General features: G+C 57.1%; 21 protein-coding genes. 7 read left to right on the top strand and 14 right to left on the bottom strand.

What is annotated here, in order from left to right; genetic code table 11:
- Positions 1–161: 161 nt before the first annotated feature.
- The 6 genes from L63ED372_RS09575 to L63ED372_RS09550 all read right to left on the bottom strand — a co-directional run bounded on the left by L63ED372_RS09575 (position 162) and on the right by L63ED372_RS09550 (position 5,799).
- The gene (locus tag L63ED372_RS09575; RefSeq protein ID WP_062405644.1) at positions 162–1,706 is read right to left on the bottom strand and encodes a PP2C family protein-serine/threonine phosphatase; all 1,545 of its coding nucleotides are present in this window, start codon (positions 1,704–1,706) and stop codon (positions 162–164) included.
- A gap of 30 nt (positions 1,707–1,736) precedes the next feature.
- On the bottom strand, positions 1,737–2,783 hold the full coding sequence (locus L63ED372_RS09570) for an adenylate/guanylate cyclase domain-containing protein (protein ID WP_062405642.1): 1,047 nt from the start codon (positions 2,781–2,783) through the stop codon (positions 1,737–1,739).
- Entirely contained in the window at positions 2,780–3,154 is a 375-nt protein-coding gene (locus L63ED372_RS09565) for a DUF1987 domain-containing protein (protein ID WP_062405640.1), read from the bottom strand. The genes L63ED372_RS09570 and L63ED372_RS09565 overlap by 4 nt, the downstream gene beginning before the upstream one ends.
- 8 nt (positions 3,155–3,162) lie before the next feature.
- Positions 3,163–3,684, bottom strand: coding sequence for a SiaB family protein kinase (locus L63ED372_RS09560; RefSeq protein ID WP_156343598.1), 522 nt, complete (start codon positions 3,682–3,684; stop codon positions 3,163–3,165).
- A 277-nt stretch (positions 3,685–3,961) separates the two neighbouring features.
- Entirely contained in the window at positions 3,962–4,852 is an 891-nt protein-coding gene (locus L63ED372_RS16165; RefSeq protein WP_156343597.1) for an alpha/beta fold hydrolase, read from the bottom strand.
- Positions 4,849–5,799: an IS30 family transposase gene (locus tag L63ED372_RS09550; RefSeq protein WP_062402482.1), complete on the bottom strand. Its 951-nt coding sequence runs from the start codon at positions 5,797–5,799 to the stop codon at positions 4,849–4,851. Before L63ED372_RS09550 ends, L63ED372_RS16165 begins: the two co-directional genes overlap by 4 nt.
- Positions 5,800–5,975: 176 nt before the next feature.
- On the opposite strand from L63ED372_RS09550, the gene L63ED372_RS09545 reads away from it, so the two are divergent.
- Both L63ED372_RS09545 and L63ED372_RS09540 read left to right on the top strand, forming a co-directional pair.
- Entirely contained in the window at positions 5,976–6,662 is a 687-nt protein-coding gene (locus tag L63ED372_RS09545; RefSeq protein ID WP_062405635.1) for an SOS response-associated peptidase, read from the top strand.
- Entirely contained in the window at positions 6,659–7,390 is a 732-nt protein-coding gene (locus L63ED372_RS09540; protein ID WP_062405633.1) for an aldolase, read from the top strand. The genes L63ED372_RS09545 and L63ED372_RS09540 overlap by 4 nt, the downstream gene beginning before the upstream one ends.
- Before the next feature lie 131 nt (positions 7,391–7,521).
- Here the strand turns inward: L63ED372_RS09540 and L63ED372_RS09535 are convergent, their stop codons facing one another.
- The 7 genes from L63ED372_RS09535 to L63ED372_RS09505 all read right to left on the bottom strand — a co-directional run bounded on the left by L63ED372_RS09535 (position 7,522) and on the right by L63ED372_RS09505 (position 13,545).
- Positions 7,522–8,820 (bottom strand): citrate synthase, encoded by a 1,299-nt coding sequence (locus tag L63ED372_RS09535; protein ID WP_062405632.1) that lies wholly within the window; start codon positions 8,818–8,820, stop codon positions 7,522–7,524.
- A gap of 42 nt (positions 8,821–8,862) precedes the next feature.
- Positions 8,863–9,171 (bottom strand): FAD assembly factor SdhE, encoded by a 309-nt coding sequence (locus L63ED372_RS09530; protein ID WP_062405630.1) that lies wholly within the window; start codon positions 9,169–9,171, stop codon positions 8,863–8,865.
- Positions 9,171–9,875, bottom strand: coding sequence for a succinate dehydrogenase iron-sulfur subunit (locus L63ED372_RS09525; RefSeq protein ID WP_062405628.1), 705 nt, complete (start codon positions 9,873–9,875; stop codon positions 9,171–9,173). The genes L63ED372_RS09530 and L63ED372_RS09525 overlap by 1 nt, the downstream gene beginning before the upstream one ends.
- 62 nt (positions 9,876–9,937) lie before the next feature.
- Positions 9,938–11,743 (bottom strand): succinate dehydrogenase flavoprotein subunit, encoded by a 1,806-nt coding sequence (gene sdhA, locus L63ED372_RS09520; RefSeq protein WP_062405626.1) that lies wholly within the window; start codon positions 11,741–11,743, stop codon positions 9,938–9,940.
- Between the two features lie 53 nt (positions 11,744–11,796).
- Entirely contained in the window at positions 11,797–12,165 is a 369-nt protein-coding gene (gene sdhD / locus L63ED372_RS09515) for a succinate dehydrogenase, hydrophobic membrane anchor protein (RefSeq protein WP_062405624.1), read from the bottom strand.
- A 40-nt stretch (positions 12,166–12,205) separates the two neighbouring features.
- Positions 12,206–12,637, bottom strand: coding sequence for a succinate dehydrogenase, cytochrome b556 subunit (sdhC, locus tag L63ED372_RS09510; RefSeq protein ID WP_062405622.1), 432 nt, complete (start codon positions 12,635–12,637; stop codon positions 12,206–12,208).
- A gap of 128 nt (positions 12,638–12,765) precedes the next feature.
- Positions 12,766–13,545: a GntR family transcriptional regulator gene (locus tag L63ED372_RS09505; protein WP_062405620.1), complete on the bottom strand. Its 780-nt coding sequence runs from the start codon at positions 13,543–13,545 to the stop codon at positions 12,766–12,768.
- Positions 13,546–13,787: 242 nt separating this feature from the next.
- Between L63ED372_RS09505 and L63ED372_RS09500 the strand changes: the two genes are divergently transcribed.
- The 4 genes from L63ED372_RS09500 (at position 13,788) to acnB (ending at position 19,320) form a co-directional block, all read left to right on the top strand.
- On the top strand, positions 13,788–14,774 hold the full coding sequence (locus tag L63ED372_RS09500) for a malate dehydrogenase (RefSeq protein WP_062405618.1): 987 nt from the start codon (positions 13,788–13,790) through the stop codon (positions 14,772–14,774).
- Positions 14,775–14,884: 110 nt separating this feature from the next.
- Entirely contained in the window at positions 14,885–15,814 is a 930-nt protein-coding gene (locus tag L63ED372_RS09495; RefSeq protein WP_231624468.1) for an HpcH/HpaI aldolase/citrate lyase family protein, read from the top strand.
- On the top strand, positions 15,811–16,704 hold the full coding sequence (locus L63ED372_RS16655) for a hypothetical protein (protein WP_062405614.1): 894 nt from the start codon (positions 15,811–15,813) through the stop codon (positions 16,702–16,704). Before L63ED372_RS09495 ends, L63ED372_RS16655 begins: the two co-directional genes overlap by 4 nt.
- A 24-nt stretch (positions 16,705–16,728) precedes the next feature.
- Entirely contained in the window at positions 16,729–19,320 is a 2,592-nt protein-coding gene (gene acnB / locus L63ED372_RS09485; protein ID WP_062405612.1) for a bifunctional aconitate hydratase 2/2-methylisocitrate dehydratase, read from the top strand.
- A 191-nt stretch (positions 19,321–19,511) separates the two neighbouring features.
- Here acnB and L63ED372_RS09480 read toward each other — a convergent pair whose 3' ends face one another.
- On the bottom strand, positions 19,512–20,669 hold the full coding sequence (locus L63ED372_RS09480; protein ID WP_062405610.1) for a saccharopine dehydrogenase family protein: 1,158 nt from the start codon (positions 20,667–20,669) through the stop codon (positions 19,512–19,514).
- A 758-nt stretch (positions 20,670–21,427) separates the two neighbouring features.
- Here L63ED372_RS09480 and L63ED372_RS09475 point away from each other — a divergent pair.
- A complete protein-coding gene (locus L63ED372_RS09475; protein WP_156343596.1) occupies positions 21,428–22,147 on the top strand; it encodes an alpha/beta hydrolase family protein in 720 nt (239 codons plus the stop codon).
- The last annotated feature ends 178 nt before the right edge of the window (positions 22,148–22,325 follow it).

Genomic DNA, 22,325 nt, shown 5'->3' with positions numbered 1-22,325 from the left:
ACACTGCAGGGGTCGCAAGTTCGAAACTTGCATCGCCCACCAAAATATGAAATAAAAAAGCACCTAGAGGTAACTCTAGGTGCTTTTTTTATGGGTTGAAAGAGGCAAGGACCGGGGTAAATACTTCAAATAAATTTTTGAAGTCTTGGCAGAAAATAAATTCAGAGGTCAATACAAACAAGCGTCACATCGTCTCGGCGCTCGTGAATGCCGCGCCAAGTGTCCATCGCGTTCATCAGACTTTCCACGACCTCATTGACCGATTTTTCTTGGCTCGACTCGAACAGGGCGTTGGTTCGGCCATAACCGAATGAACGCAGTCTTTCTCCGCCCCCCACTTGATCGGTCAGCCCGTCGGTGGTGATGAGTAAGCGGTCTCCAGCTGAATAGTCGATGTGACGAATCGCCATTGGAAGGTCTGCGCTGGGCTTCGCTGAGATGCCATTGCGGGGTGACTCTATCCAGTCAAGTTTCTTTTGGGCGTTTCGGTAGTGCATGACATCGATGCCCGCCAGTCCCAGTCGCAGTTGATGAGACTGAGGCACCTGCTGAATCAAAACCAAATCGCAGCCGTTGGCCACGTCGCTGTTTTGGTCGAAACTGCCAAAGGATTGAGCCAAGGCTTGGCCTATGCCAGCGGCTGCAGCCTCCAAAGTGCAAAACGGATCTTCAGCAAACAATCGGGATAAGGTGTTGCTCACCAACATGGCGGTCATGGCCCCTGGCACACCGTGTCCAGTGCAATCTACAACGGCCAATGTCACCGGTCCAGGCGAGTCTTCAGGAGACAGCCACCAGGTGTCGCCTCCAATGATATCTTTGGGCTCCCAAAGAACTGCAAAGTCTTTGAATCCGTGCTTTGGGCTCACTTTGGGCAATTGATTGAGTTGAACGGCTGCCGCATAACGAATGGATTCCATGGTTTTGTCATGGACTCGTTTGAGTGCTTGTTCTTGCTTGAAGGTTTGGTCCAAGGCTGCTTTCAGAAGAGCCTCTCTGCATTCGAGCCGATCCTTCAATACGCAATAGGCCCGATTTTGATCAGGCGCCATTGGCATGATCACCAAGTCAAAGAAATACTCTGAATGAGACACCAACTCGTGGGTCAGTTCTTTGTTGAGTGTTAATTGAAAGTCCCAACCATCGGGTAAGTGTAGGCGCAAGTTGTACTGAACGGTGCCTCGTGACCAGAGCGAATAAGTCTTGGCTAATTTGGAATTGAGTTGAATGAGGTAATGGAGCGGAAAACCCGATGGATGTGGTCGTAAAAACTGCCCTACTGGGTAATCGGCCTTCAAAGTCGAAGCGACAAGAATCTTGCTCACTTCCTCACAGTAGGCGTTCAAAAAATTTTGAAAATATCGGTCCAGTTCAACAGGGTTGGAGTGAAGCCTCTCATCGAACTGGAACTCGGGCTCGTTGAGTCGAAGCCGCAGTGGAGAACGTTCGAGTTCTTGGAGTGAAAAAAACTGCCCAGGCGACTCCAGTCCAATCCAGGTCAATCCAGCATCACCAAACCGCTCGTAAACAGCTTCAAACAAGTCGACGCGCAGCTGATTGGGGTAAAAAAGCGTTCGATCAATCGAGTCGATGTTGTGTTTGGCCAAAACCGACTGACCCAAGTGGTTGAACTCTTTGAGCGTTTCAACCGCTGCCGCAAAGAAGGCCCCTGAAACGAGGATTGGAGAGTCCGCTAAATTAATCATGGCTTTCTTCCTTGGGGGGCGATGGGGTTTTCACGAAATTTGGTTGGCCACCGCGCGCAGTTTTTCTGCCAATTGCTGGCGTTCGGAAGGTGTCAAAGTGGACACGTCCAGATCGATGTTGATGCCCGCCTCATGGTTCAATGCCACGTTTCGATGAGGTTGAGTCTTCTTGGGGCCCAAGACTGCAAAGGTTTTCACATCTCGGGCAATCCCCTTCATTTTGACGGGCTGGCGTTCTTCCACTTCAACCAAGTCTTGGACATAGCAATATGTTTCGTAACTCATCAAGATGCCGCCTGGATCTGAATGGGATTCCAGGCGTTGGGTCAAATTGACCTCGCCGCCAATGATGGTGTAGCTGAGCCGCTGGTCACTGCCGAAGTTACCGACATTGCAATAACCCGTGTTGATGCCAATCCGAATCACAAAGGGGTTTTCAAAACCCTTGTTTTTCCACCTGACAGCCAGTTCCTTCATCCGCGCTTGCATGGCCATGGCCATCAGCACACAGGCTCGCGCATCTTCTTGGTGGCCTTTGCTTTCGGGGTCGCCAAAAAATACCATCATCGCATCGCCAATGTATTTATCAATGGTGGCGCCATGGCCCATCGCAATCTCGGTCATTTCCGAGAAGTACTCATTCAAATACTCGGTCAAGGCTTCGGGTTGGAGCAGATCTGAAGTGGCTGTGAAGTCACGAATGTCGCTGAAAAAAACGGTGAGTTTTTTTCTTTGTGTTGCCACCTTTGATTGGTAGGTGCCCGACAACAAAGCCGACATGATTTGAGGTGGCAAGTACTTGGCCAATTGCTGTGAGAGCAATTCTTGCGTCTGCCTTTTCAATTCCAGCTCTTGGGTTTGTGCCTTCAAGTTCTGGTTCAACTTCACCAGGCGCTGCTCTTGGCGGTCAGAGTGCCGCAGTAAATTTTGATTTTCATTGAACAAGCTCACAAAACCATCAAACAGCCTTTGGGCGAAAGGCTTGAGGGTTTTCAAGTCCTCAGACTCAAGCAGGGTTGAGCCCTCTGAAATCAGAGCCTTTTCTCGGTCGTACAGGTCAAAAGAATCTTTGCTCAAGTGGACAGCGTCTTGATGGTTAAATTGGGAAAGCGGTCGATGAAATCCTCACCCAGTTCTTGCATGATGTCATCGTCCTCATCAGCCAACCACTGGATGGAAACATTCTGGCCCTTTTTTCGATATTCATCGAAGCCCTCAAATATTCTGAATATCGCTTTGATGCTGGAACTGTTGATGTAGATGAGTTGGATTTCAACGGTCAATTCACCAGCAGGAGACTCAACCAAAGAATTGACCGCCTGGATAACTTGGCCATAAAAGGCTGAGACGTCCTCAGGGTAGGACTCCCCTTTGATGCTCAACTTGGCAGGTTGAGAACTCAAGATAATTTCAGGGGTGCGGTCGGTGGCAGCAATGTTCAGCAACATTTTTTTCCTTAAATGGTCGCGGCCAAAATGAAGTCGACAGTATCTTTGTCAACATCCACAAAAGCGTAACTGATCGGTTGGCTGGATCGTCGGGCAATTTCCAACAGCCCCAAACCTGCTCCAGGCCCTTCATGTTCGTTTGAGCTGGACATGCCTTCACGGTAAAGTTGACGAATGGTTTCTTTGTCCGCGTTGACGATTTGACTGAGTCGATCCCTCAAATCAAGGGTGTCTTTTTGAGCAATCCTGTTTCCGCACATGATGGTGACTTGCCCCTGGTCTTGGGTAATCAAAATCATGCCCGATGTGTCTGAATCGTCCCCACCGTGCCATATCAAGTTTTGCACGCCCTCCATGAAAACCGAAAAAATGGTTTTGGAGCGTTTGGGATCGTCTTGGGCCAACATCCGAGTTTTCAGCAAATCGGCCAAGGTCAACATCAGTTCATCTGAAATGGCACCGTTATAGGCCATGATGACTTTGTGAGTTCTTAGCTGGTTACGTAAACCAATCGCCTGATTGAGATCCATGCTGATGCCCCTTTGGGTTAACAGGTGCTAGGAATGTTAAATCTGATTCTAGTGGCAAACTTCAGAGGGATTCAAAAGGGTTAAAAAACACTTTCTTCTTTTGAATTGTTCGCCGTTGTTTCTTGAGAATCTATATAAATTGGGTTTTAAATCAGATGGAAAGAAAATAAGCTCAGAAGGACAGCCCGTTGATCATGATGCCTATCTTGATCTGTCACTGCTTGCTGCCAGATACCCATTCAATAATGTGTTGGTTCACCAGCTTCGGATCTTCAAGTTACATGAAGTGTCCGACTTGATCCAGAACCCTGACCTCAAGCCAAGGACAAGTGCTTCGCGCTTCTTCAGCCAATTCGACGCCAATGCAGCCATCTTTTTTGCCATGCAAATAAAGTGTTGGCTGCTTCAAGGGCTCAAGACCTTTTGTCTCTATGGCGTTGTACGTGTCTGTTTTTTTACCGTTGCCCAAAGAGGCGCGATAGTACCCAAGGGCTGCTTTGAGATGGCTGGGGCTCGAGATACATTTTTTGAAATTTTCGAGGTCATCTTTTGATTTGAAACCGGGAGACCAATCCGCCCACAGCATCTCAATGAGCGCGTAGTCGTTCGCTGGGATGGCTGTCTCCGCCAAAGCAGACTGAAAATAAAACATGTACCAACTGCGTTTGATTTGAGCAAGACTGCGATCCAATGCTTTGCGCAAAATAAGTACGGGCGGGACCGACATGGCAACCACCCGATGCCATCGTTGAGGTGCGTTGGCCGCAGCCGTCAGAGCCGTGGAAGCCCCCCAATCGTGCCCAATCAGAACCGCATTCTCATCACCACCCAGCGCTTCATGCAATGCATTGACATCCGCTGCACGTGCACCAGTTTGGTAACAGTCATCGGGCGCAAGTGAAGTGGGTGCATAGCCCCGGGTAAAGGGTGCAATGGCTCTAAAGCCTGCTTTGGCCAATGCTGGCATCAAGAATCGCCAAGTATGGGCAGAGTCTGGAAATCCGTGGACACACAAAGCGATAGGACCAGAACCACACTCAAGGTAAGAAAAATGAATGCCATTGGCATCAATTTGATTGAGCTGAATTTGTTGTTCCATGTGTCCATTTTGCTGAGGTGCCAGCGCCAACAAATAGGTATCAACCCGTAAATAAAAAGGCGGATTCAAGTACGAACTGCAACACGGTTTAACGAGGCGTGAAACACCTCGTGGGGTGTCTTGAATCCCAGCCGCTTTCTGGGCCGGTGATTCAATCTGTTTTCGATCATAGTCAACTCCTCATCGGTGACAGTTTCCATGCGCCGTTTCTTGGGAATGTATTGGCGCAGCAAACCATTGAAGTTCTCGTTGCTGCCGCGCTGCCAGCTGCAATACGGATCGGCAAAGTAAGTCTGGATGCCAAGGGCCTGATCGATGGCCTGGTGATCGGCAAACTCCTTGCCGTTGTCTACCGTCAAGGTCTTCACCCGTGAGCTCAGGGGCTTGAGCATGCCTTCAATAGCCCGGCCCACCAAATCAGCAGACTTGTTGGGCACTTTGGCCAGCACAGCAAAGCCACTCTTGCGTTCTACCAGTGTCACGATGGCTTGTTTGTGAGCCGCGCCAATAACGGTATCACCTTCCCAGTGGCCCACTTGCTTGCGATCTTCAATGTGGCTTGGTCTCTCGCTGATCGGGCGGCGGTTCGGGATCTGACCACGTCTATCACGCCCGCACAGGTGGCGTTTGCGCCGAGGCTTTTGGCTACGCAGGTGCGTGTGTAAATCACCACCGGCAGCCTTGTTCGCATAGACATACAAATAGACGCTCTCATGGCTGACCGCCACCTTGCCTGCAATCTGCTCGGGGCTCCATTGAATGCCAAGGTAGAAATCCACATCGGACCAGACTTTGGAATCTAAACGGCGGGCATTACGGCTTCGCTGTGCCCGCTCAGAAGCCTTGGCGCAGGCTTGTTCGGCGCGATAGCCACGCTGACCGCGGCCACGGCTGAGTTCGCGGCTGATGGTGCTGCGGCTCCTGCCCAATGAACGGGCGATCTCGCTGATGGTCTGTTTGGCTTTCAAGAGGCTGTGAATTTGGTATCGTTCTTCTCGGCTGAGGTGCTTGTACATCTGGCAACTTGGACTTGGCGGTTTGAGTGGCCATGATGCCTTGACATCCTCAGCCACCCATCACCGGGTTTATCTTTGTTGCACCTCGTACTTGAATCCGCCAAATACACAACATAAACGCCGGGTGTTTTATCGAAAGTCGATGGTCCGGTTTGGCGGCCATTTAAACTTATTGTGTGTGTACCCTTTTTACGCCAACGCAACGCACCCCTTGGGTCAAGAAAAACCTGGGGGTCGATTTGCCCGTGGGCTATCCCGATGAAACCTACCCGGGTTACGCAGCCCCCTTGGTGGTCAAAAGCCACCGGTCTGGGCGTGTGGCCAGTGGTTTGGCCCGATTCGGCTTGGTTCCGGCTTGGGCCAAAGACGACAAGATCAGCCGCTACACCTACAACGCCCGCAGTGAAACGGCTGCAGAAAAGCCCAGCTACCGCGCGGCATGGCGGCAAAGGCAATTTGGCTTGGTGTTGGTCGACGACTTTTACGAACCCAGCTATGAGTCAGGCAAGGCGGTTCGCTGGAGGATTCAACTGGACTCTGGTGATCCGTTTGGCATTGCCTGCCTTTGGGACCGATGGCAAGAACCCGACACAGGGGCATGGGTCGTCAGCTTTTCGATGCTGACGGTGAATGCCGACGAGCATCCGGTGATGCGACAGTTTCACAAGCCCGGCGATGAAAAGCGCACGCCCGTCATCATCGCCCCACACCTGCACGATACATGGCTGAGTGCCGATACAGAACAGGCAACTAGACTGCTCACATGGTCACACATGCCAGAATTGGTGGCCATGCCAGCGCCATTGATCCGCCCAAGCAACCAACGTCACGATCTGTCACGATCAGCAGGAGCTATCCCATGAAACCCCATCAAACCTTTGAAGCGATTTTGTCGCTGCGAGCAGATTTGGCGCTGGCCTTGCGTGCAGCAGCCGCTCAGGGGCTGAGTGAGGGTGTTTGTAACCACTTCAGCGTGGCGGTACCCGGTCAGGAGGACTGGTTTTTACTCAACCCGCGTGGCCTGCATTGGAGTGAGGTGCAAGCGGCTGACATCGTGATGTGCAACGCACAGGGCGAGCAGCTGGCCGGTCGTCACGAGGTGGAGCCTACGGCCATGTTCATCCATGCTGCGGTACACCGGATCGCGCGCAAATCGGTGGTGTTGCATACCCACATGCCTTACGCGACCGCGCTCACCTTGACGGCAGCGCGAGCCTTGGACACCACCTTGTCGCAGACCGCCATGCGCTTTCATGGTCGCCTGGCAGTTGACCCACACTACAACGGCCTGGCCCTGGACATGACCGAGGGCGAACGTATCGCCCATGCCATGCATGGTGCGGACGTGGTCTTCTTGGGCAACCATGGCGTCATCGTCTGCGGTGAACGTGTGGACTACGCCTATGACGACCTTTATTACCTAGAGAGGGCCTGCCAGGCGCAGGTGCTGGCGGCTTCAACGGGGGGGCCTTTGATGCCCGTGGATGCAGCTCTGGCAGCCCGTGTGGCGGAACAGACCCACGGCGAGCGGTTGCAGTCTGAGCTCTTTTTCGCCAGCCTGCGTAGGACGATTGGATCTGAACCTTCTTGAATCCGGACTCTTGTCCGTGCCAGGCTTTTCACACATTGGCCTGACTGAATGGGTTAGGCCATGACACTGGCGTTTTATGGCCGAAAAAAAGCCCGCACAAGGCGGGCTTTTTGGAATCGGTAGAAAACCGATCAACGCTGCACGTCGCGGCGCACAGAGCCGGTGAAGAGCTGGCGTGGGCGGCCGATTTTGTACTCGGGGTCGCTGATCATTTCGTTCAGTTGGGCGATCCAGCCGACGGTACGGGCCAGGGCGAACACACCAGTGAACAGGTTCACGGGAATGCCAATGGCGCGTTGCACGATGCCGGAGTAGAAGTCCACGTTGGGGTAGAGCTTGCGGCTGACGAAGTATTCGTCTTCCAGGGCGATTTTTTCCAGCTCTTTGGCCAGCTTGAACAGGGGGTCGTTTTCCAAGCCCAGTTCCTTCAGAACTTCGTCGCAAGTTTCTTGCATCAATTTGGCGCGTGGGTCGTAGTTTTTGTAAACGCGGTGACCGAAGCCCATCAGCTTGACGCCGGAGTTCTTGTCTTTGACCTGGTTCATGAACTCGCCGACTTTGGACACGCCACCCATTTTCTGGATGTCTTCGAGCATGGTCAGGCAGGCTTCGTTGGCGCCGCCGTGAGCTGGGCCCCACAAGCAGGCCACGCCCGCAGCGATGGCGGCAAATGGGTTGGTGCCGGACGAACCGCACAGGCGCACGGTGGAGGTGGAGGCGTTTTGCTCGTGGTCAGCGTGCAGGGTGAAGATGCGGTCCATGGCGCGTTCGAGCACGGGGTTGACCACATAGTCTTCGCAAGGGGTGCCAAACATCATGCGCAGGAAGTTGCCAGCGTACGACAGGTCGTTGCGGGGGTACATGTAGGGCTGGCCCACACCGTATTTGTAAGCCATGGCCACCAAGGTGGGCATCTTGGCGATCAAGCGGATCGCGGCAATGTGGCGGTGATCCGGGTTGTTGATGTCGGTGCTGTCGTGATAGAAGGCCGACAAAGCGCCGATCAGGCCCGTCAACACGGCCATGGGGTGTGCGTCACGACGGAAGCCACGCAGGAAGAACTGCATCTGCTCGTTGACCATGGTGTGCTGGTTGACCAACTTGTGGAAGTCCTTGCTTTGCTGGCCGACAGGCAGCTCGCCATTGAGCAACAAGTAGCAAGTGTCCAGGTAGTCGGCCTTGTTGGCCAGCTGCTCGATGGGGTAGCCGCGGTACAACAATTCGCCCTTGTCACCGTCGATGTAAGTGATGGCCGATTGGCAAGACGCGGTGGACAGGAAGCCTGGGTCGTAGGTGAACATGCCGCTTTGTGCGTACAGCTTGCGGATGTCGATGACGTCCGGGCCGATGTTGCCCGAGTACACAGGCATGTCGATGCTGGGGCTGCCATTGGAGAAGGACAGGGTGGCTTTGTTATCGGCGAGTTTCATGGTGGGTTTCCTTAGGGTTTCCAGGTTTGAACCTTTAAAGGCTCAGGCTCTCAGCATGTCCAGGACTTCACGCACCTCTTCGGTGCTGACCTCGGTCTGCAGCTCCGTGCGGCGCAGCAGCAAGTCCATGAGATCGTTGTCTGACAGGTCCATCAGCACGTACATGCCCCGGGCCTGTCCAACCGTCAAGCGGGTGGCATGGCGGTTGAAAAAGCGCTCGATGAACAAATCGTTCTCGAGCAAGCCGCGTCGGCTGCGCCAGCGCAGCTTGCTCAGCGACCGCTCGCTCAAAGGGGCGAGGCGGTCAGCGCCGACCAGAGACGCGTCTTCCAGGATGGGGGTAACGGTCATCAGACGGCGCGGCGGATCATCATTTCTTTGATCTTGCCGATGGCCTTGGTGGGGTTCAGACCCTTGGGGCAGACATCGACGCAGTTCATGATGGTGTGGCAGCGGAACAAACGGTAAGGGTCTTCCAGGTTGTCCAGGCGCTCGGCGGTGGCTTCGTCGCGGCTGTCGGCGATAAAGCGGTAGGCTTGCAGCAAACCGGCGGGGCCCACGAATTTGTCGGGGTTCCACCAGAAGCTGGGGCAGCTGGTCGAGCAGCTGGCGCACAAGATGCACTCGTACAGACCGTTCAGCTCGTCACGCTCTTCCGGGCTTTGCAGGCGCTCGGTTTCGGGTGGGATGGTGCTGTTGATCAGGTAAGGCTTGATCGAGTGGTACTGCTTGAAGAACTGGGTCATGTCCACGATCACGTCGCGGATCACGGGCAGGCCGGGCAGTGGCTTGAGCACGATGGTGCCGGGCAGGGTGTTCATGTTGGTGAGACACGCCAGACCATTTTTGCCGTTGATGTTCATCGCGTCCGAGCCGCACACGCCTTCGCGGCAAGAGCGGCGGAAAGAGATGCTGGGGTCCACGGCCTTGAGCTTCATCAGGGCGTCGAGCAACATGCGTTCGTTGCCGTCCAGTTCGACCTGGATGGTCTGCATGTAAGGCTTGGCGTCCTTGTCAGGGTCGTAGCGGTAGATCTGAAAAGTGCGTAGGGTCATGAAAGAACTCCTGGTGTATTCGGGGGGGGGCCGCCACCTTGGGTGCGCGGTCCAGACAATCTTTAGAAGGTACGAACCTTGGGTGGCACGGAGTCCACAGTGAGGGGCTTGAGCTTGACCGGCTTGTAGGTCAGGCTGTTGTCGGCGCTGTGCCACAGGGTGTGCTTCATCCAGTTGGCGTCGTCGCGACCCAGTGGGGCCACGGCGTCGTCCACGGGGCGCTCGTAGTCGCTCACGGTGTGGGCACCACGGCACTCACGGCGGGCAGCGGCAGACACCATGGTGGACTGCGCGGCTTCGATCAGGTTGTCCACTTCCAAGGCTTCGATGCGGGCGGTGTTGAACACTTTGGAAGTGTCCTTCAGGCCGATGGCATTGACGCGTTCGCGGATGGCAGCAATCTTTTGCACGCCCTCGTCCATGGAGGCTTGGGTGCGGAACACGCCAGCGTGTTGCTGCATGGTGGCGCGCATGTCGTTGGCCACGTCTTGGGCGTATTCGCCGCCACGGCCTTCGAGCTTGTTCAAGCGGCTCAGTGTGTAGTCAGCGGCGTCTGCCGGCAATGGCTTGTGCGACTTGGTTTTGGAGGCAAAGTCAACGATGTGGTTGCCGGCAGCGCGGCCAAACACCAGCAAGTCGAGCAACGAGTTGGTGCCCAGGCGGTTGGCGCCGTGCACCGACACGCAAGAGCATTCGCCCACGGCATACAAACCGTTGACCACGGCGTTGTGGTCGGTGGCGTTTTGCGTCACGACCTGGCCGTTGATGTTGGTCGGGATGCCGCCCATCTGGTAGTGGATGGTGGGCACCACAGGGATCGGCTCTTTGGTGATGTCGACGTTGGCGAAGTTGACGCCGATTTCGTACACCGAGGGCAGGCGCTTGTGGATGGTGTCGGCACCCAGGTGGTCCAGCTTGAGCAGAACGTAGTCCTTGTTCGGGCCACAGCCACGGCCTTCCTTGATTTCCTGGTCCATGCAGCGGGACACGAAGTCACGCGGGGCCAAATCTTTCAGGGTGGGCGCATAGCGCTCCATGAAGCGTTCGCCATTGCTGTTGAGCAAGATGGCGCCTTCGCCGCGGCAGCCTTCGGTCAAGAGCACGCCAGCGCCGGCCACGCCGGTGGGGTGGAATTGCCAGAACTCCATGTCTTCCAGAGGAATGCCTGCGCGAGCGGCCATGCCCAGGCCGTCACCTGTGTTGATGAAGGCGTTGGTGGAAGCGGCATAAATGCGGCCTGCGCCACCTGTGGCCATCAGCACGGTCTTGGCATGCAAGACATGCAGGTCACCGGTTTCCATCTCGAGGGCGGTCACACCGACCACGTCGCCTTCGGCGTCGCGGATCAGATCGAGTGCCATCCACTCGACGAAGAAGCTGGTTTTGGCCGCGACGTTTTGCTGGTACAGGGTGTGCAGCATGGCGTGACCGGTGCGGTCAGCGGCAGCACAGGCGCGCTGCACAGGCTTTTCACCGTAGTTGGCGGTGTGGCCGCCGAATGGGCGCTGGTAAATCGTGCCATCGGGGTTGCGGTCAAAAGGCATGCCCATGTGCTCGAGGTCGTACACGACCTTGGGCGCTTCACGGCACATGAATTCAATCGCATCTTGGTCGCCGAGCCAGTCGGAGCCCTTGATGGTGTCGTAGAAGTGATAGTGCCAGTTGTCGTCGGACATGTTGCCCAGGCTGGCACCGATGCCGCCTTGGGCGGCCACAGTGTGTGAACGTGTCGGGAACACTTTGGACAGGACCGCCACATTGAGGCCAGCACGGGCCAGCTGCAGCGAGGCACGCATGCCCGATCCACCGGCGCCGACGATGACAACGTCAAACTTGCGGGTGGTGATTTTGTCTTTGGTATAGCTCATGGTTTATTTGGTTTGGTGTGGTTTCAGCGCAAGGACAGGCGAAGGCTGACGCCTCACAGGCGCCACAGGGCTTGAACAGCCCAGCCGGCACAGCCGACCAGCCAGACGAGAGTGAAGACGTGCAAGGCCAGGCGCAAGGCCAAGGGCTTGATGTAGTCCATCCAGATGTCACGCATGCCCACCCAGACGTGGTAGAGCAGGGCGATGATGACGGAGAAGGTCAGCACCTTCATCCACTGGGAGGCAAAAATGCCTGCCCACTCTTCGTAGCCGATGGGGCCGGAAGTGAAGATCACCTGGGCCAGCAAGACCACGGTGAACAGGGCCATCAGGACAGCGGTCACACGTTGGGCCAGCCAGTCACGAAAGCCGTAGCCAGCACCGGTCACGATGCGTTTGGAGCCGTAATTCACGGACGACATAGGTCAGTTTCCTTGTTGTTTTGGGTGAGAGGCAGAGAAATCAGTACAAGCCAAACAGCTTGGCAGCCAACACGGCGGTCAAGCCCAGGCTCAGCACCAAAGTGGCCACTGCAGAGGACTTGCCGAATTCTTTGGTCACGGCATGGAACGCATCCATATAGATATGGCGCACGCCTGCAATGAAGTGGTGCAAGTAGGCCCAGATCAAGGCCAGGGCCAACAGCTTGAAGAACCAGCCGGGCACAAAACCGATGCCGATGCCGAAAGCGGCCGAGAGCTTGGCAAAGGAAATCTCGGACGTGATGGAGTTGTCAAACATCCAGATGAACAGGGGCATGAGCAAAAACATCAGGAAACCGCTGATGCGGTGCAAGATGGAGACAATCCCAGCGGCCGGCAGGCGGTAGGAGGGCAAGTCTTTCAGGGCGTTGATGTTGCGGAATTCAGGCCGCTTGCGGACAACTTCGGTCATGTAGGTACTTTCTGGGTGTAACGCGTTCTTGACATGAGAGGGTAACCACCGGATTCTATTGCAACGCAGCAAACTGACGTGAGCATTTCAGCGACAGTCTTCTACAAGACGTCCAAGTGGGGGGCGGGTCAGTTCAAATCGTTGCGGTAGTGGTGGGTGTCGGTGCGGTAGAAGCCGCGCCGCAGCTCCATGGGGGTGTCGTTGTAGGTGTAGGCAATGCGCTCCACACTGAGCAAAGGTGTGTGGGGCGGCAGTTTCAGCAATTCCCTTTGGGCCTTGTCGGGTAACACAGCCCGGATTTTTTCTTCGGCCCTGACCATGCGCACACCGAACTCGGTTTCAAACAGGGCGTACATGGGGCCGTGGTAGTCCGCCAGGCGCTCAGCGGTCATGCCCTTAAATGGCGTGCCGGGCAACCACAGGTCTTCCAAAATGGTGGGTGTATTTGCAAACGAAAGAACTCGCCTGACTTGAAGCACGGTGTCGCCAGAGCGCAAAGCCAAGGCGCGGGCGATCTCGGCTGAGGCCCGCAAGCGTTTGCAGTCCACGATCTCGCGCTGGGCCGGGCCTTCGGTGTTGAGGTCGCCCTGATCGGGCACCAGTTTCAAAAACCGGTACTGCACCTGGTGCTCGGCATGGGTGGCCACAAAGGTGCCTTTGCCTTGTTTGCGGATCAGCAGGTGACCGCTGGCCAATTCGTCGATGGCTTTGCGCACCGTGCCTTGGCTCACCCGGTAGCGGGCTGCCAGCTCCATTTCGCTGGGGATGGATTCGCCGGGTTTCCATTCGCTGGCTTGCAGGCTTTGCAGGATCAGGCCCTTGATTTGCTGGTAAAGCGGGCTGAACGCGGGCGTGGCGGCCGGAGATTCGGCAGCGAGGGCGTCGGTGGGGGGCACTGGGTGGTTCATGAGGGCGTAAAGGTCATGCGGTTCAGGTGCATGCCAAGCGTGCCATCATATCTTATATAAGACATAAGACAAATTGACGAATCAGGGTTTTCGCGGGTACACTCGAAAGCTGTTTGCTTGCGCTTGTGCCTTTGTTTCAACAAAGTTCGCCAGCGCGGGTCCGGTACGCCGGACGGCCTTGCTGACATGGATGTTGGCAGCGGACCGCAACGCTTGTTTTCAACACTTCGGAGTTTTCCACCATGAGCAAAAAGCCCGTCCGCGTTGCCGTTACCGGCGCAGCAGGTCAAATCGGTTACGCATTGTTGTTCCGCATCGCCTCTGGCGAAATGCTGGGCAAAGACCAGCCCGTCATCCTGCAATTGCTCGAAGTGCCCGTCGAAGGCCCACAAAAAGCGCTCAAGGGCGTGATGATGGAACTCGAAGACTGCGCATTCCCATTGCTGGTGGGCATGGAAGCCCATGGCGACCCGATGACCGCTTTCAAAGATGTGGATTACGCTTTGTTGGTCGGATCACGCCCACGCGGCCCCGGCATGGAGCGTGCTGAATTGCTCGCCATTAACGGCGCCATCTTCACTGCACAAGGCAAGGCCCTGAACGCTGTGGCTTCCCGCGACGTCAAAGTGCTGGTCGTGGGCAACCCCGCCAACACCAACGCCTACATCGCCATGAAGGCTGCGCCGGACCTGAAGCCCGGCAACTTCACCGCCATGTTGCGTCTGGACCACAACCGCGCCCTGTCGCAAATCGCTGCCAAGACTGGCAAAGCCGTGGCCGACATCGAAAAACTGTGCGTCTGGGGCAACCACTCGCCCACCATGTATGCCGACTACCGTTTCGCCACCATCAAGGGCGAGTCGGTCAAGGCCATGATCAACGACCAAGAATGGAACGCCAACGTGTTCCTGCCCACCGTGGGCAAGCGTGGCGCGGCCATCATCGAAGCGCGTGGCCTGTCCTCGGCTGCTTCGGCTGCCAACGCCGCCATCGACCACATGCGCGACTGGGCCTTGGGCACCAACGGCAAGTGGGTCACCATGGGCATCCCATCACAAGGCTGGTACGGCATTCCTAAAGACGTCATGTTTGGCTTCCCTGTCACCTGCGAAAACGGCCAATACAAAGTCGTTGAAGGTCTGGAAATCGACGCCTTCAGCCAAGGCTGCATCGACAAGACTCTGAAAGAGTTGACCGACGAGCAAGCGGGCGTGGCGCACCTGATCTGATTCAGGGCCGAGTCGTTAAAGTGAGTCATCCGCGCCACATTTTGCTGGGGGCACAAGCCGGGAGCGTTCAGCTGCCGGTCTGTGACCATTACAGCGGGGTGGAGGCGCGGATGCGCAAAAGCCTGCAGTTGCAGGCCGACATGACACAAGAGTTTGGCACCTGTGTCTTTGATGTCACCCTGGACTGTGAAGACGGTGCGCCCGTAGGGGGCGAAGCCGAACACGCGGCACTGGTGACCGAACTGGCACTGGCCACCAAAGCCGCTCGCGCCGACGCGCGGATCGCGGTGCGGGTCCATCCGGTGGACCACCCCAGTTTTGAAGCCGATATCAGCCACATCGCGGGCCGGGCGGGGCATGTTTTGACGCACATCATGGTGCCCAAAGTCGAGAGCGTGGCCGATGTGAACCGCGCTGAGGCCGCCTTGATCGCCGCCGGAGCAAAGCATTTGCCGGTGCATGTGTTGATCGAGTCGCCTGCTGCCGTGCACCGTGCCTTTGACATCGCGGCCCACCCACGCGTTCAGTCGATCAGTTTTGGCCTGATGGATTTTGTATCTGCCCATGCGGGTGCCATTCCTGCCGAAGGCATGGGCATTCAGGGGCAATTCACCCACCCTTTGGTGTTGCGTGCCAAGCTCGAAATCGCCAGCGCCTGCCATGCCCACGGCAAAGTGCCGTCGCACTGCGTGGTCACTGAATTCAAAAACACCGACGCCATTCGCTCGGCGGCCCAAAAGGCGGCCCGTGAATTGGGATACACCCGGATGTGGAGCATCCACCCGGACCAGATCCGCCCCATCCTGGAGGCCATGGCGCCCAGCGAGGCACAAATAGACCAGGCCAGCCAGATCATCTTGGCCGCGCAAGCGGCCAGCTGGGCACCCATCAGCCACGCGGGTCAATTGCATGACCGGGCCAGCTACCGTTTTTTCTGGCAACTGATCGAGCGGGCCCACCAGACCGGCCGCCATTTACCCGCCCCGATGCAGGCTTTGTTTGACGTGGCACCCGCGAGTGTGGAGATTAGCCTGTCATGATGTCCGCTGTGTTCAAAGGGGTGTCCATGATCAAAGGCCTTGTTGCTGTGGTCTGCGCTGTGCTGATGCTGCCTTCTTGGGCGCAAAGCCAGGGCCAAGCCAGTTCAAAGACCCGTGCCAATGCCAAGGCCCCCGAAGCGTCAGCGCAGGCCAAGGCCCGTGCTGCAGCCGACCTCACCGCTCTTCTGCAGGCCCGTGCCATTGCACAGGCGCTGGCCCAAGCGGCTGCAGTGGCCCAAGCCTCTAGGCCAATGAGCGCACAGGCGCCTGCCGAAGCGGCCCCCACAATCAACGTGCCCGCCTACGTTGCGGTGCCACAGCCGACCGAGTTCCGGGCTTCTTCGCCCATGCAGCCGCTGCCTGCTTGGACGGATGTGCAGACCACCCGCAGTGATGCGCCCATCGCAACCACTTCGGCTGTGGTGCCTGCCTTGGTGAAAGCACCCGCTTTGGCTGCTGTGCAGCTCCAAGTGCCTGTGGTGCCAGGTTTGGCCGCTACGGCGCCTGTTGTTGCTTCCGATCCCGTGTCGCAAGACTTGGCCATTGCCCAGCAAATTCACCAAGGCCTCATGCCCTGTGAGATGGGGGCCAGTGTGCGTGTCGAAGCCGATGCGGCCGCTCCTGGTTTCTTCCATGTGCAGGGCAAAGGCTTTCGATACCGCATGTACCCCGTGCGCACCAGCACCGGTGCCCTGAGGCTGGAGGACAAAAAAGCCGGCGCCGTGTGGCTGCAACTGGCCAACAAGTCCATGCTGATGGACCAGAAAAAAGGCCGACGTGTGGCCGATGAGTGTGCACACCCAGAACAAGTGGCTTATGGCCAAGACATGAAAACCAACCCGCCGCCCAGCCTGTTTGACAAAACCGGGATGGGCAGATCCAACGATTGACTTTGACTGACCGGAGAAAAAACCATGTTGAAAGCGTACCGTGAACACGCAGCCGAACGCGCTGCATTGGGCATCCCACCCTTGCCTTTGGATGCCAAACAAGTGGCCGAACTGATCGAACTGATCAAGAACCCACCCGCTGGCGAAGACGCCTTTTTGATGGACCTGTTGACCCACCGCGTGCCACCGGGTGTGGACGATGCGGCCAAGGTCAAAGCCTCTTTCCTGGCAGCTGTCGCCCACGGCGAAATCAGCGTGGGCTTGGTCTCGAAAGCCAAGGCCACCGAGTTGCTCGGCACCATGGTGGGTGGCTACAACGTGCACCCCTTGATCGAGCTGCTCGACAACGCCGAAGTGGCCGCTGTGGCCGCTGAAGGCCTGAAGAAAACATTGCTGATGTTTGACTTCTTCAACGACGTCGCTGAAAAAGCCAAAGCTGGCAACGCCAAGGCCAAAGAAGTCATGCAAAGCTGGGCCGATGCCGAGTGGTTCACCACCCGCCCTGAAGTCGAAAAGAAAATCACCATCACTGTCTTCAAGGTGCCTGGTGAGACCAACACCGACGACCTGTCGCCCGCCCCAGACGCCTGGAGCCGCCCCGACATCCCGCTGCACTACCTGGCGATGTTGAAAAACACCCGCGAAGGCGCACCGTTCAAGCCTGAGGAAGACGGCAAGCGTGGCCCCATGGCCATGATCGAAGAACTCAAGAAAAAAGGTCACTTGGTCTCTTACGTGGGTGACGTGGTCGGCACCGGCTCCAGCCGCAAGTCCGCCACCAACAGCATCATCTGGGGCTTTGGTGAAGACATTCCCTTTGTGCCCAACAAGCGTTTCGGCGGTGTGACTTTGGGCGGCAAGATCGCCCCCATCTTCTTCAACACCCAAGAAGACTCCGGCGCATTGCCCATCGAAGTGGACGTGTCGGGTCTGAATATGGGCGATGTGGTTGACGTGCTGCCCTACGAAGGCAAGATCGTCAAGAACGGCGAGACCGTGACCACTTTCCAGCTCAAGAGCGATGTGCTGTTTGACGAAGTGCGCGCTGGTGGCCGCATCAACTTGATCATTGGCCGCTCGCTCACCGCCAAGGCGCGTGAGTTCTTGGGCCTGCCCGCTTCCACCGTGTTCCGCTTGCCCACCGTGCCCACATCGACCAAGGCCGGTTTCACGCTGGCCCAGAAAATGGTTGGCCGTGCGGTTGGTTTACCAGAAGGCCAGGGCGTGCGCCCCGGTACTTACTGCGAACCCAAGATGACCACCGTGGGTTCACAAGACACCACCGGCCCGATGACCCGCGACGAGTTGAAAGACTTGGCCTGCTTGGGCTTCAGCGCCGACATGGTGATGCAGTCTTTCTGCCACACCGCTGCTTACCCCAAGGCCGTTGACGTCAAGACCCACCGCGAACTGCCAGCCTTCATCAGCAACCGCGGCGGCGTGTCCTTGCGCCCCGGTGACGGCGTGATCCACTCTTGGCTCAACCGCCTGTTGTTGCCCGACACCGTCGGTACCGGTGGCGACTCGCACACCCGTTTCCCTATTGGCATTTCCTTCCCCGCTGGGTCGGGCTTGGTGGCCTTCGGTGCTGCCACAGGCGTGATGCCTTTGGACATGCCCGAGTCCATCCTGGTTCGCTTCAAAGGCGAAATGCAGCCCGGCGTGACCCTGCGCGATTTGGTGCACGCGATTCCGCTGTACGCCATCAAGAAGGGCCTCTTGACCGTGGCCAAGTCCGGCAAGATCAACGAGTTCTCTGGCCGCATCTTGGAAATTGAAGGCCTGCCCAACCTCAAGGTCGAGCAAGCGTTTGAATTGTCCGACGCGTCTGCCGAGCGCTCGGCCGCCGGTTGCACGATCAAGCTGAACAAAGAGCCGGTCGAGGAGTACCTGAAGTCCAACATCGTGCTCATGCAAAACATGATCGCCAACGGCTACGAAGACAAGCGCACGCTGCAGCGCCGCATCGAGAAGGTCCAGGCCTGGCTTGACGCGCCCAACCTGCTCGAGGCCGACAAGGACGCCGAATACGCGCATGTCATCGAGATCGACATGAACGAGATCAAAGAGCCGATTCTGTGCTGTCCCAACGATCCGGACGACGCCAAGTTCTTGTCCGACGTCGCCGGCACCAAGATCGACGAAGCCTTCATCGGTTCGTGCATGACCAACATCGGCCACTTCCGCGCTGCGGCCAAGCTGCTCGGCGGCAGCCGCGACATCCCCGTCAAGCTGTGGGTCGCCCCACCGACCAAGATGGACGAGAGCGAGCTGATCAAAGAAGGCCACTACGCCAACTTCGGCGCTGCCGGTGCCCGCACCGAGATGCCCGGCTGCTCGCTGTGCATGGGCAACCAAGCCCAGGTGCGCGAAGGCGCTACGGTCGTGTCCACCAGCACGCGCAACTTCCCCAACCGCTTGGGCAAGAACACCAACGTGTTCTTGGCCAGTGCCGAGTTGGCCGCGATTGCGTCCAAGCTGGGCCACATCCCAACCGTCGCCGAGTACCACGAAGCCATGGGCATCGTGAACAAAGACGGCGCAGCGATCTACAAGTACCTGAACTTCAACCAGATTGAAGAGTACGTCGAGAACGCGAAGGGCGTGGCTGCCTGAGTGTGACTCTCTGAGTCAAAAGAAACGGCCCCGGGAGCGATTCCGGGGCCGTTTTGCTTGGGGTGCTCAAGCGGGGTGTTGTGCACGTTCGCGTTCATCAGCCACAGCACCGACATCCGCGCGTTAGGTTGATCCTAGATCCAAGGTCTCAAGCCTTCAATGCGGCGGGTGGCTTTGGACATGGGAAATCCTTATTCCACGCGAAACGTCAAGCCTGCATGGGCCTGCAAACGATCGATCAATTTTTTTCCCATGCTGGAGGCTGGGGTCCAGATGCCGCCCGGTGTTTGGGTAGCGTCTTGCAGCAAGCAGATGGCCGCTTCGCTGATCATTTTGGAGGTGCTGCCGTAGCCGGGGTCGCGGTCGCCTTGCACGCTCACGCGGCAGGTTTGACCGGCAGTGTTGTGGCCGATGAACAAAACGTCGTAAGAGCCGGCATCGCGCTCCGCCCGCGAAGGGCCTTCGCCCGGTTTCAGAACATCGGCACCGCTCATGCTTTTATCCGCAGCAATCGCTTCGGCCATGGCTTGGCCTTTGTCGCCAGGACCTGTGATGACCATTTCGTCGTAGACGAAGTCTGCCCCCCAGGCTTGATTGAGCAAAAAGTTGGACCGGTGCACATTGCGGGTGTTTATGGTCGCCATCACAAAGGGGGCCACCCACACTTCCAGCACCTCATCGATCATGGGTTTGTGCGCGGTCGGTTGCTTGGGGCCGGTAAATCCAGGTGTCAAAGAGAAAGGATTTTTCAGCAAGTCCAGCACACCAGGCTGGCTGGCAGCGGCCGCCATGGTGGCCTTGAAACTGGCTGCGGTGCCGCCCGAAAAGGTACCTTTCATCTTGCGCACACGGCCCCGCACACGGGAAGCGGGCGAGCCAAAACCCTGCTGCATCTCGCCTTGCAGCATCAACACGCCCAGATCAAAGGGAATGGAGTCAAAACCGCAGGAAAACACAATTCGCGCCCCGCTGGCTTGCGCTGCGGCATGGTGCGCATCAATCATCTGGCGCATCCAGGCCGGCTCACCGCACAGGTCCACGTAGTCGACACCGGCCTCGGCGCAGGCTTTGACCAAGCCGCTGCCGTACATCTGATAAGGCCCCACCGTGGTCAAGACCAAGCGGGTGCGGGTCATCAGGGCCTGCAGGCTGGCCGGGTCTTCGCTGTCGATCACCACCAAAGGCGTGTCAGCGGGTGCGCCCACTTCGTCCCGCACGGCAGCCAGTTTGCTGGCACTGCGCCCGCCCATGGCCCAGCGCAGGCCAGTTGATTGCTTCAACAAATATTCGATCACCAAACGGCCCGTGAAACCAGTGGCACCATGCACCACGATGTCAAATTCTTTCATTCATGCTCTTTCATTCATGCGTCAAGCAGGTCATGCCAACTCGGGTTCTTGCGACAACGCCAAATCAACAGCTTCGCTGTTGGCCTGGATCGGAAATTAATCCTATCACTTCATTTTTAATCGCAAGTCCCCAAAAGCAATGACGGTGAGCCATTTCAATTGGATGATTTCATGGAGAGGGCGGACGGAGGAGGGCGTGGCAGTTTGAGCGGCTTTGCAGTGAAAACAAATTGCCCTGAGAGGGCCATCTGTGCGGGGGACTCAAGAACGGTCGTGTTGGAGTCTGTCACTCATGTCGTGGATTTTCCTGTTCATTTGAAAACCGGTTTATCGTTGGATACGTCGTTTTGGCGCAGCTGATTTGCGTTTGCGACACCCGATCAAGCCGCATGCGTTGATGCATTCACGCCCCTTTTATGGGCGGCGGTCACCCATAACTTTGAGGAGGCTTTTTAATGGCTTTTGCCTTACAACGCTCCAGAGCGTACACAGTCCTTGCCGCCATGCTCTTCGTGACCACGGCGTATGCTCAATCCGATTGCCGACCTGCGACCGCGGGCGTGGCCCAGTTGCTTGAAATTCGACCTGGGTTTCATCGTGTCCGAGGGCCATTGGCCGAGTTCGATCCTTGCCACCGTTCCGTTCAGTTGTCGATGCCAGGTCTTTTTGCGGACAAGCTCGCGGACAAGCCGCCTTTGATGATCATTGCCCACGGGGGCAATGGCCCCGGTTCCGCCGAGCAGGAAATGGTTCGGCGAATGAATGCGCGCGGTGTCGCCACCTTGTTGTTTGATGCCTATGAAATGAACGGCTTTCAGTACCGTGGCACCTCGTTGTTTTTGACGGGCACCACCAATGAATCGCGCCAGCGCATGATCTTCAAAGCCACCCTTGGGGCTTACCACTGGATTCGTCAAAACGCCCGCATTGACACCACACGCCTGTACATCCATGGTTTGTCCAACGGCGGCAGTGTGGCGCTGAACATGGCCGCTGTGGTCGATCCCGCGCATGTCCGCATGGTGTTTTCTGAGGGGGCACCATCGGCAGGCATTGGCATGCCCGATCAGATTCGGGTGCCCTTGAAAATGGTGTTCGGCAAGATCGACAACTACGGCGGCAGAACGGCAGAGGACTGGATGCATCTGCGCACCGACCCTTGTGTGGTGAATCAGCCCGCCGAAGGCGCAGCGCCAGGCACGGCCCAACGCTGCAGCCTTCAGGTCAATCCAACAGCGCAGGGGCTTTCGCCTTTTCAGTGGGGCGAGCAACTCAAGGCCGAGGGACAGCCGGTGGAATTCTGGTTCTACGACGAGGCGGCCCATGGCTTGTTGGCGGGGCCTGTCGATCGGGGTATGCGCACTTACGGCTCGGGCCCCACGGCTTCCCAACGCTTTGGCTGGATTGGCGCCAGCTCAAGCGCAGCCAACCGTTTTGTGGCTGACCTCATGAAGGCCATCAAAGCGAGCTACCCCTGAATCTGGAGCTGATGGGTGCTGAAATTGCCCGGATTGGGGGTCGCCTCGAAGGTGCTGCTTTAAGGCAGGCCCGACTCAGAGTTCTTTGTTGCTTCATCGCTGCATATCCCAGCAGCGAGCATGGTCAATGGTCGGCGCTCTGAACAATGCTCGCGCAGAGCGTAAGGTTCAAGTGAAT

Source organism: Limnohabitans sp. 63ED37-2 (assembly GCF_001412535.1).
In the GTDB taxonomy this organism is placed as follows: domain Bacteria; phylum Pseudomonadota; class Gammaproteobacteria; order Burkholderiales; family Burkholderiaceae_C; genus Limnohabitans_A.
The sequence above is the reverse complement of the archived record's forward strand: the minus strand, read 5'-3'. Positions and strand labels throughout refer to the sequence as shown.

Excerpts from the sequence above, each read along its gene's own strand:
- L63ED372_RS09575 (WP_062405644.1), bottom strand. The coding sequence starts at position 1,706 with ATGATTAATTTAGCGGACTCTCCAATCCTCGTTTCAGGGGCCTTCTTT.
- L63ED372_RS09565 (WP_062405640.1), bottom strand. The coding sequence starts at position 3,154 with ATGTTGCTGAACATTGCTGCCACCGACCGCACCCCTGAAATTATCTTG.
- L63ED372_RS09560 (WP_156343598.1), bottom strand. The coding sequence starts at position 3,684 with ATGGATCTCAATCAGGCGATTGGTTTACGTAACCAGCTAAGAACTCAC.
- L63ED372_RS09550 (WP_062402482.1), bottom strand. The coding sequence starts at position 5,799 with ATGTACAAGCACCTCAGCCGAGAAGAACGATACCAAATTCACAGCCTC.
- L63ED372_RS09540 (WP_062405633.1), top strand. The coding sequence starts at position 6,659 with ATGAAACCCCATCAAACCTTTGAAGCGATTTTGTCGCTGCGAGCAGAT.
- L63ED372_RS09535 (WP_062405632.1), bottom strand. The coding sequence starts at position 8,820 with ATGAAACTCGCCGATAACAAAGCCACCCTGTCCTTCTCCAATGGCAGC.
- L63ED372_RS09530 (WP_062405630.1), bottom strand. The coding sequence starts at position 9,171 with ATGACCGTTACCCCCATCCTGGAAGACGCGTCTCTGGTCGGCGCTGAC.
- L63ED372_RS09525 (WP_062405628.1), bottom strand. The coding sequence starts at position 9,875 with ATGACCCTACGCACTTTTCAGATCTACCGCTACGACCCTGACAAGGAC.
- sdhA (WP_062405626.1), bottom strand. The coding sequence starts at position 11,743 with ATGAGCTATACCAAAGACAAAATCACCACCCGCAAGTTTGACGTTGTC.
- sdhD (WP_062405624.1), bottom strand. The coding sequence starts at position 12,165 with ATGTCGTCCGTGAATTACGGCTCCAAACGCATCGTGACCGGTGCTGGC.
- sdhC (WP_062405622.1), bottom strand. The coding sequence starts at position 12,637 with ATGACCGAAGTTGTCCGCAAGCGGCCTGAATTCCGCAACATCAACGCC.
- L63ED372_RS09505 (WP_062405620.1), bottom strand. The coding sequence starts at position 13,545 with ATGAACCACCCAGTGCCCCCCACCGACGCCCTCGCTGCCGAATCTCCG.
- L63ED372_RS09500 (WP_062405618.1), top strand. The coding sequence starts at position 13,788 with ATGAGCAAAAAGCCCGTCCGCGTTGCCGTTACCGGCGCAGCAGGTCAA.
- L63ED372_RS09495 (WP_231624468.1), top strand. The coding sequence starts at position 14,885 with ATGCGCAAAAGCCTGCAGTTGCAGGCCGACATGACACAAGAGTTTGGC.
- L63ED372_RS16655 (WP_062405614.1), top strand. The coding sequence starts at position 15,811 with ATGATGTCCGCTGTGTTCAAAGGGGTGTCCATGATCAAAGGCCTTGTT.
- acnB (WP_062405612.1), top strand. The coding sequence starts at position 16,729 with ATGTTGAAAGCGTACCGTGAACACGCAGCCGAACGCGCTGCATTGGGC.
- L63ED372_RS09480 (WP_062405610.1), bottom strand. The coding sequence starts at position 20,669 with ATGAAAGAATTTGACATCGTGGTGCATGGTGCCACTGGTTTCACGGGC.
- L63ED372_RS09475 (WP_156343596.1), top strand. The coding sequence starts at position 21,428 with ATGAATGCGCGCGGTGTCGCCACCTTGTTGTTTGATGCCTATGAAATG.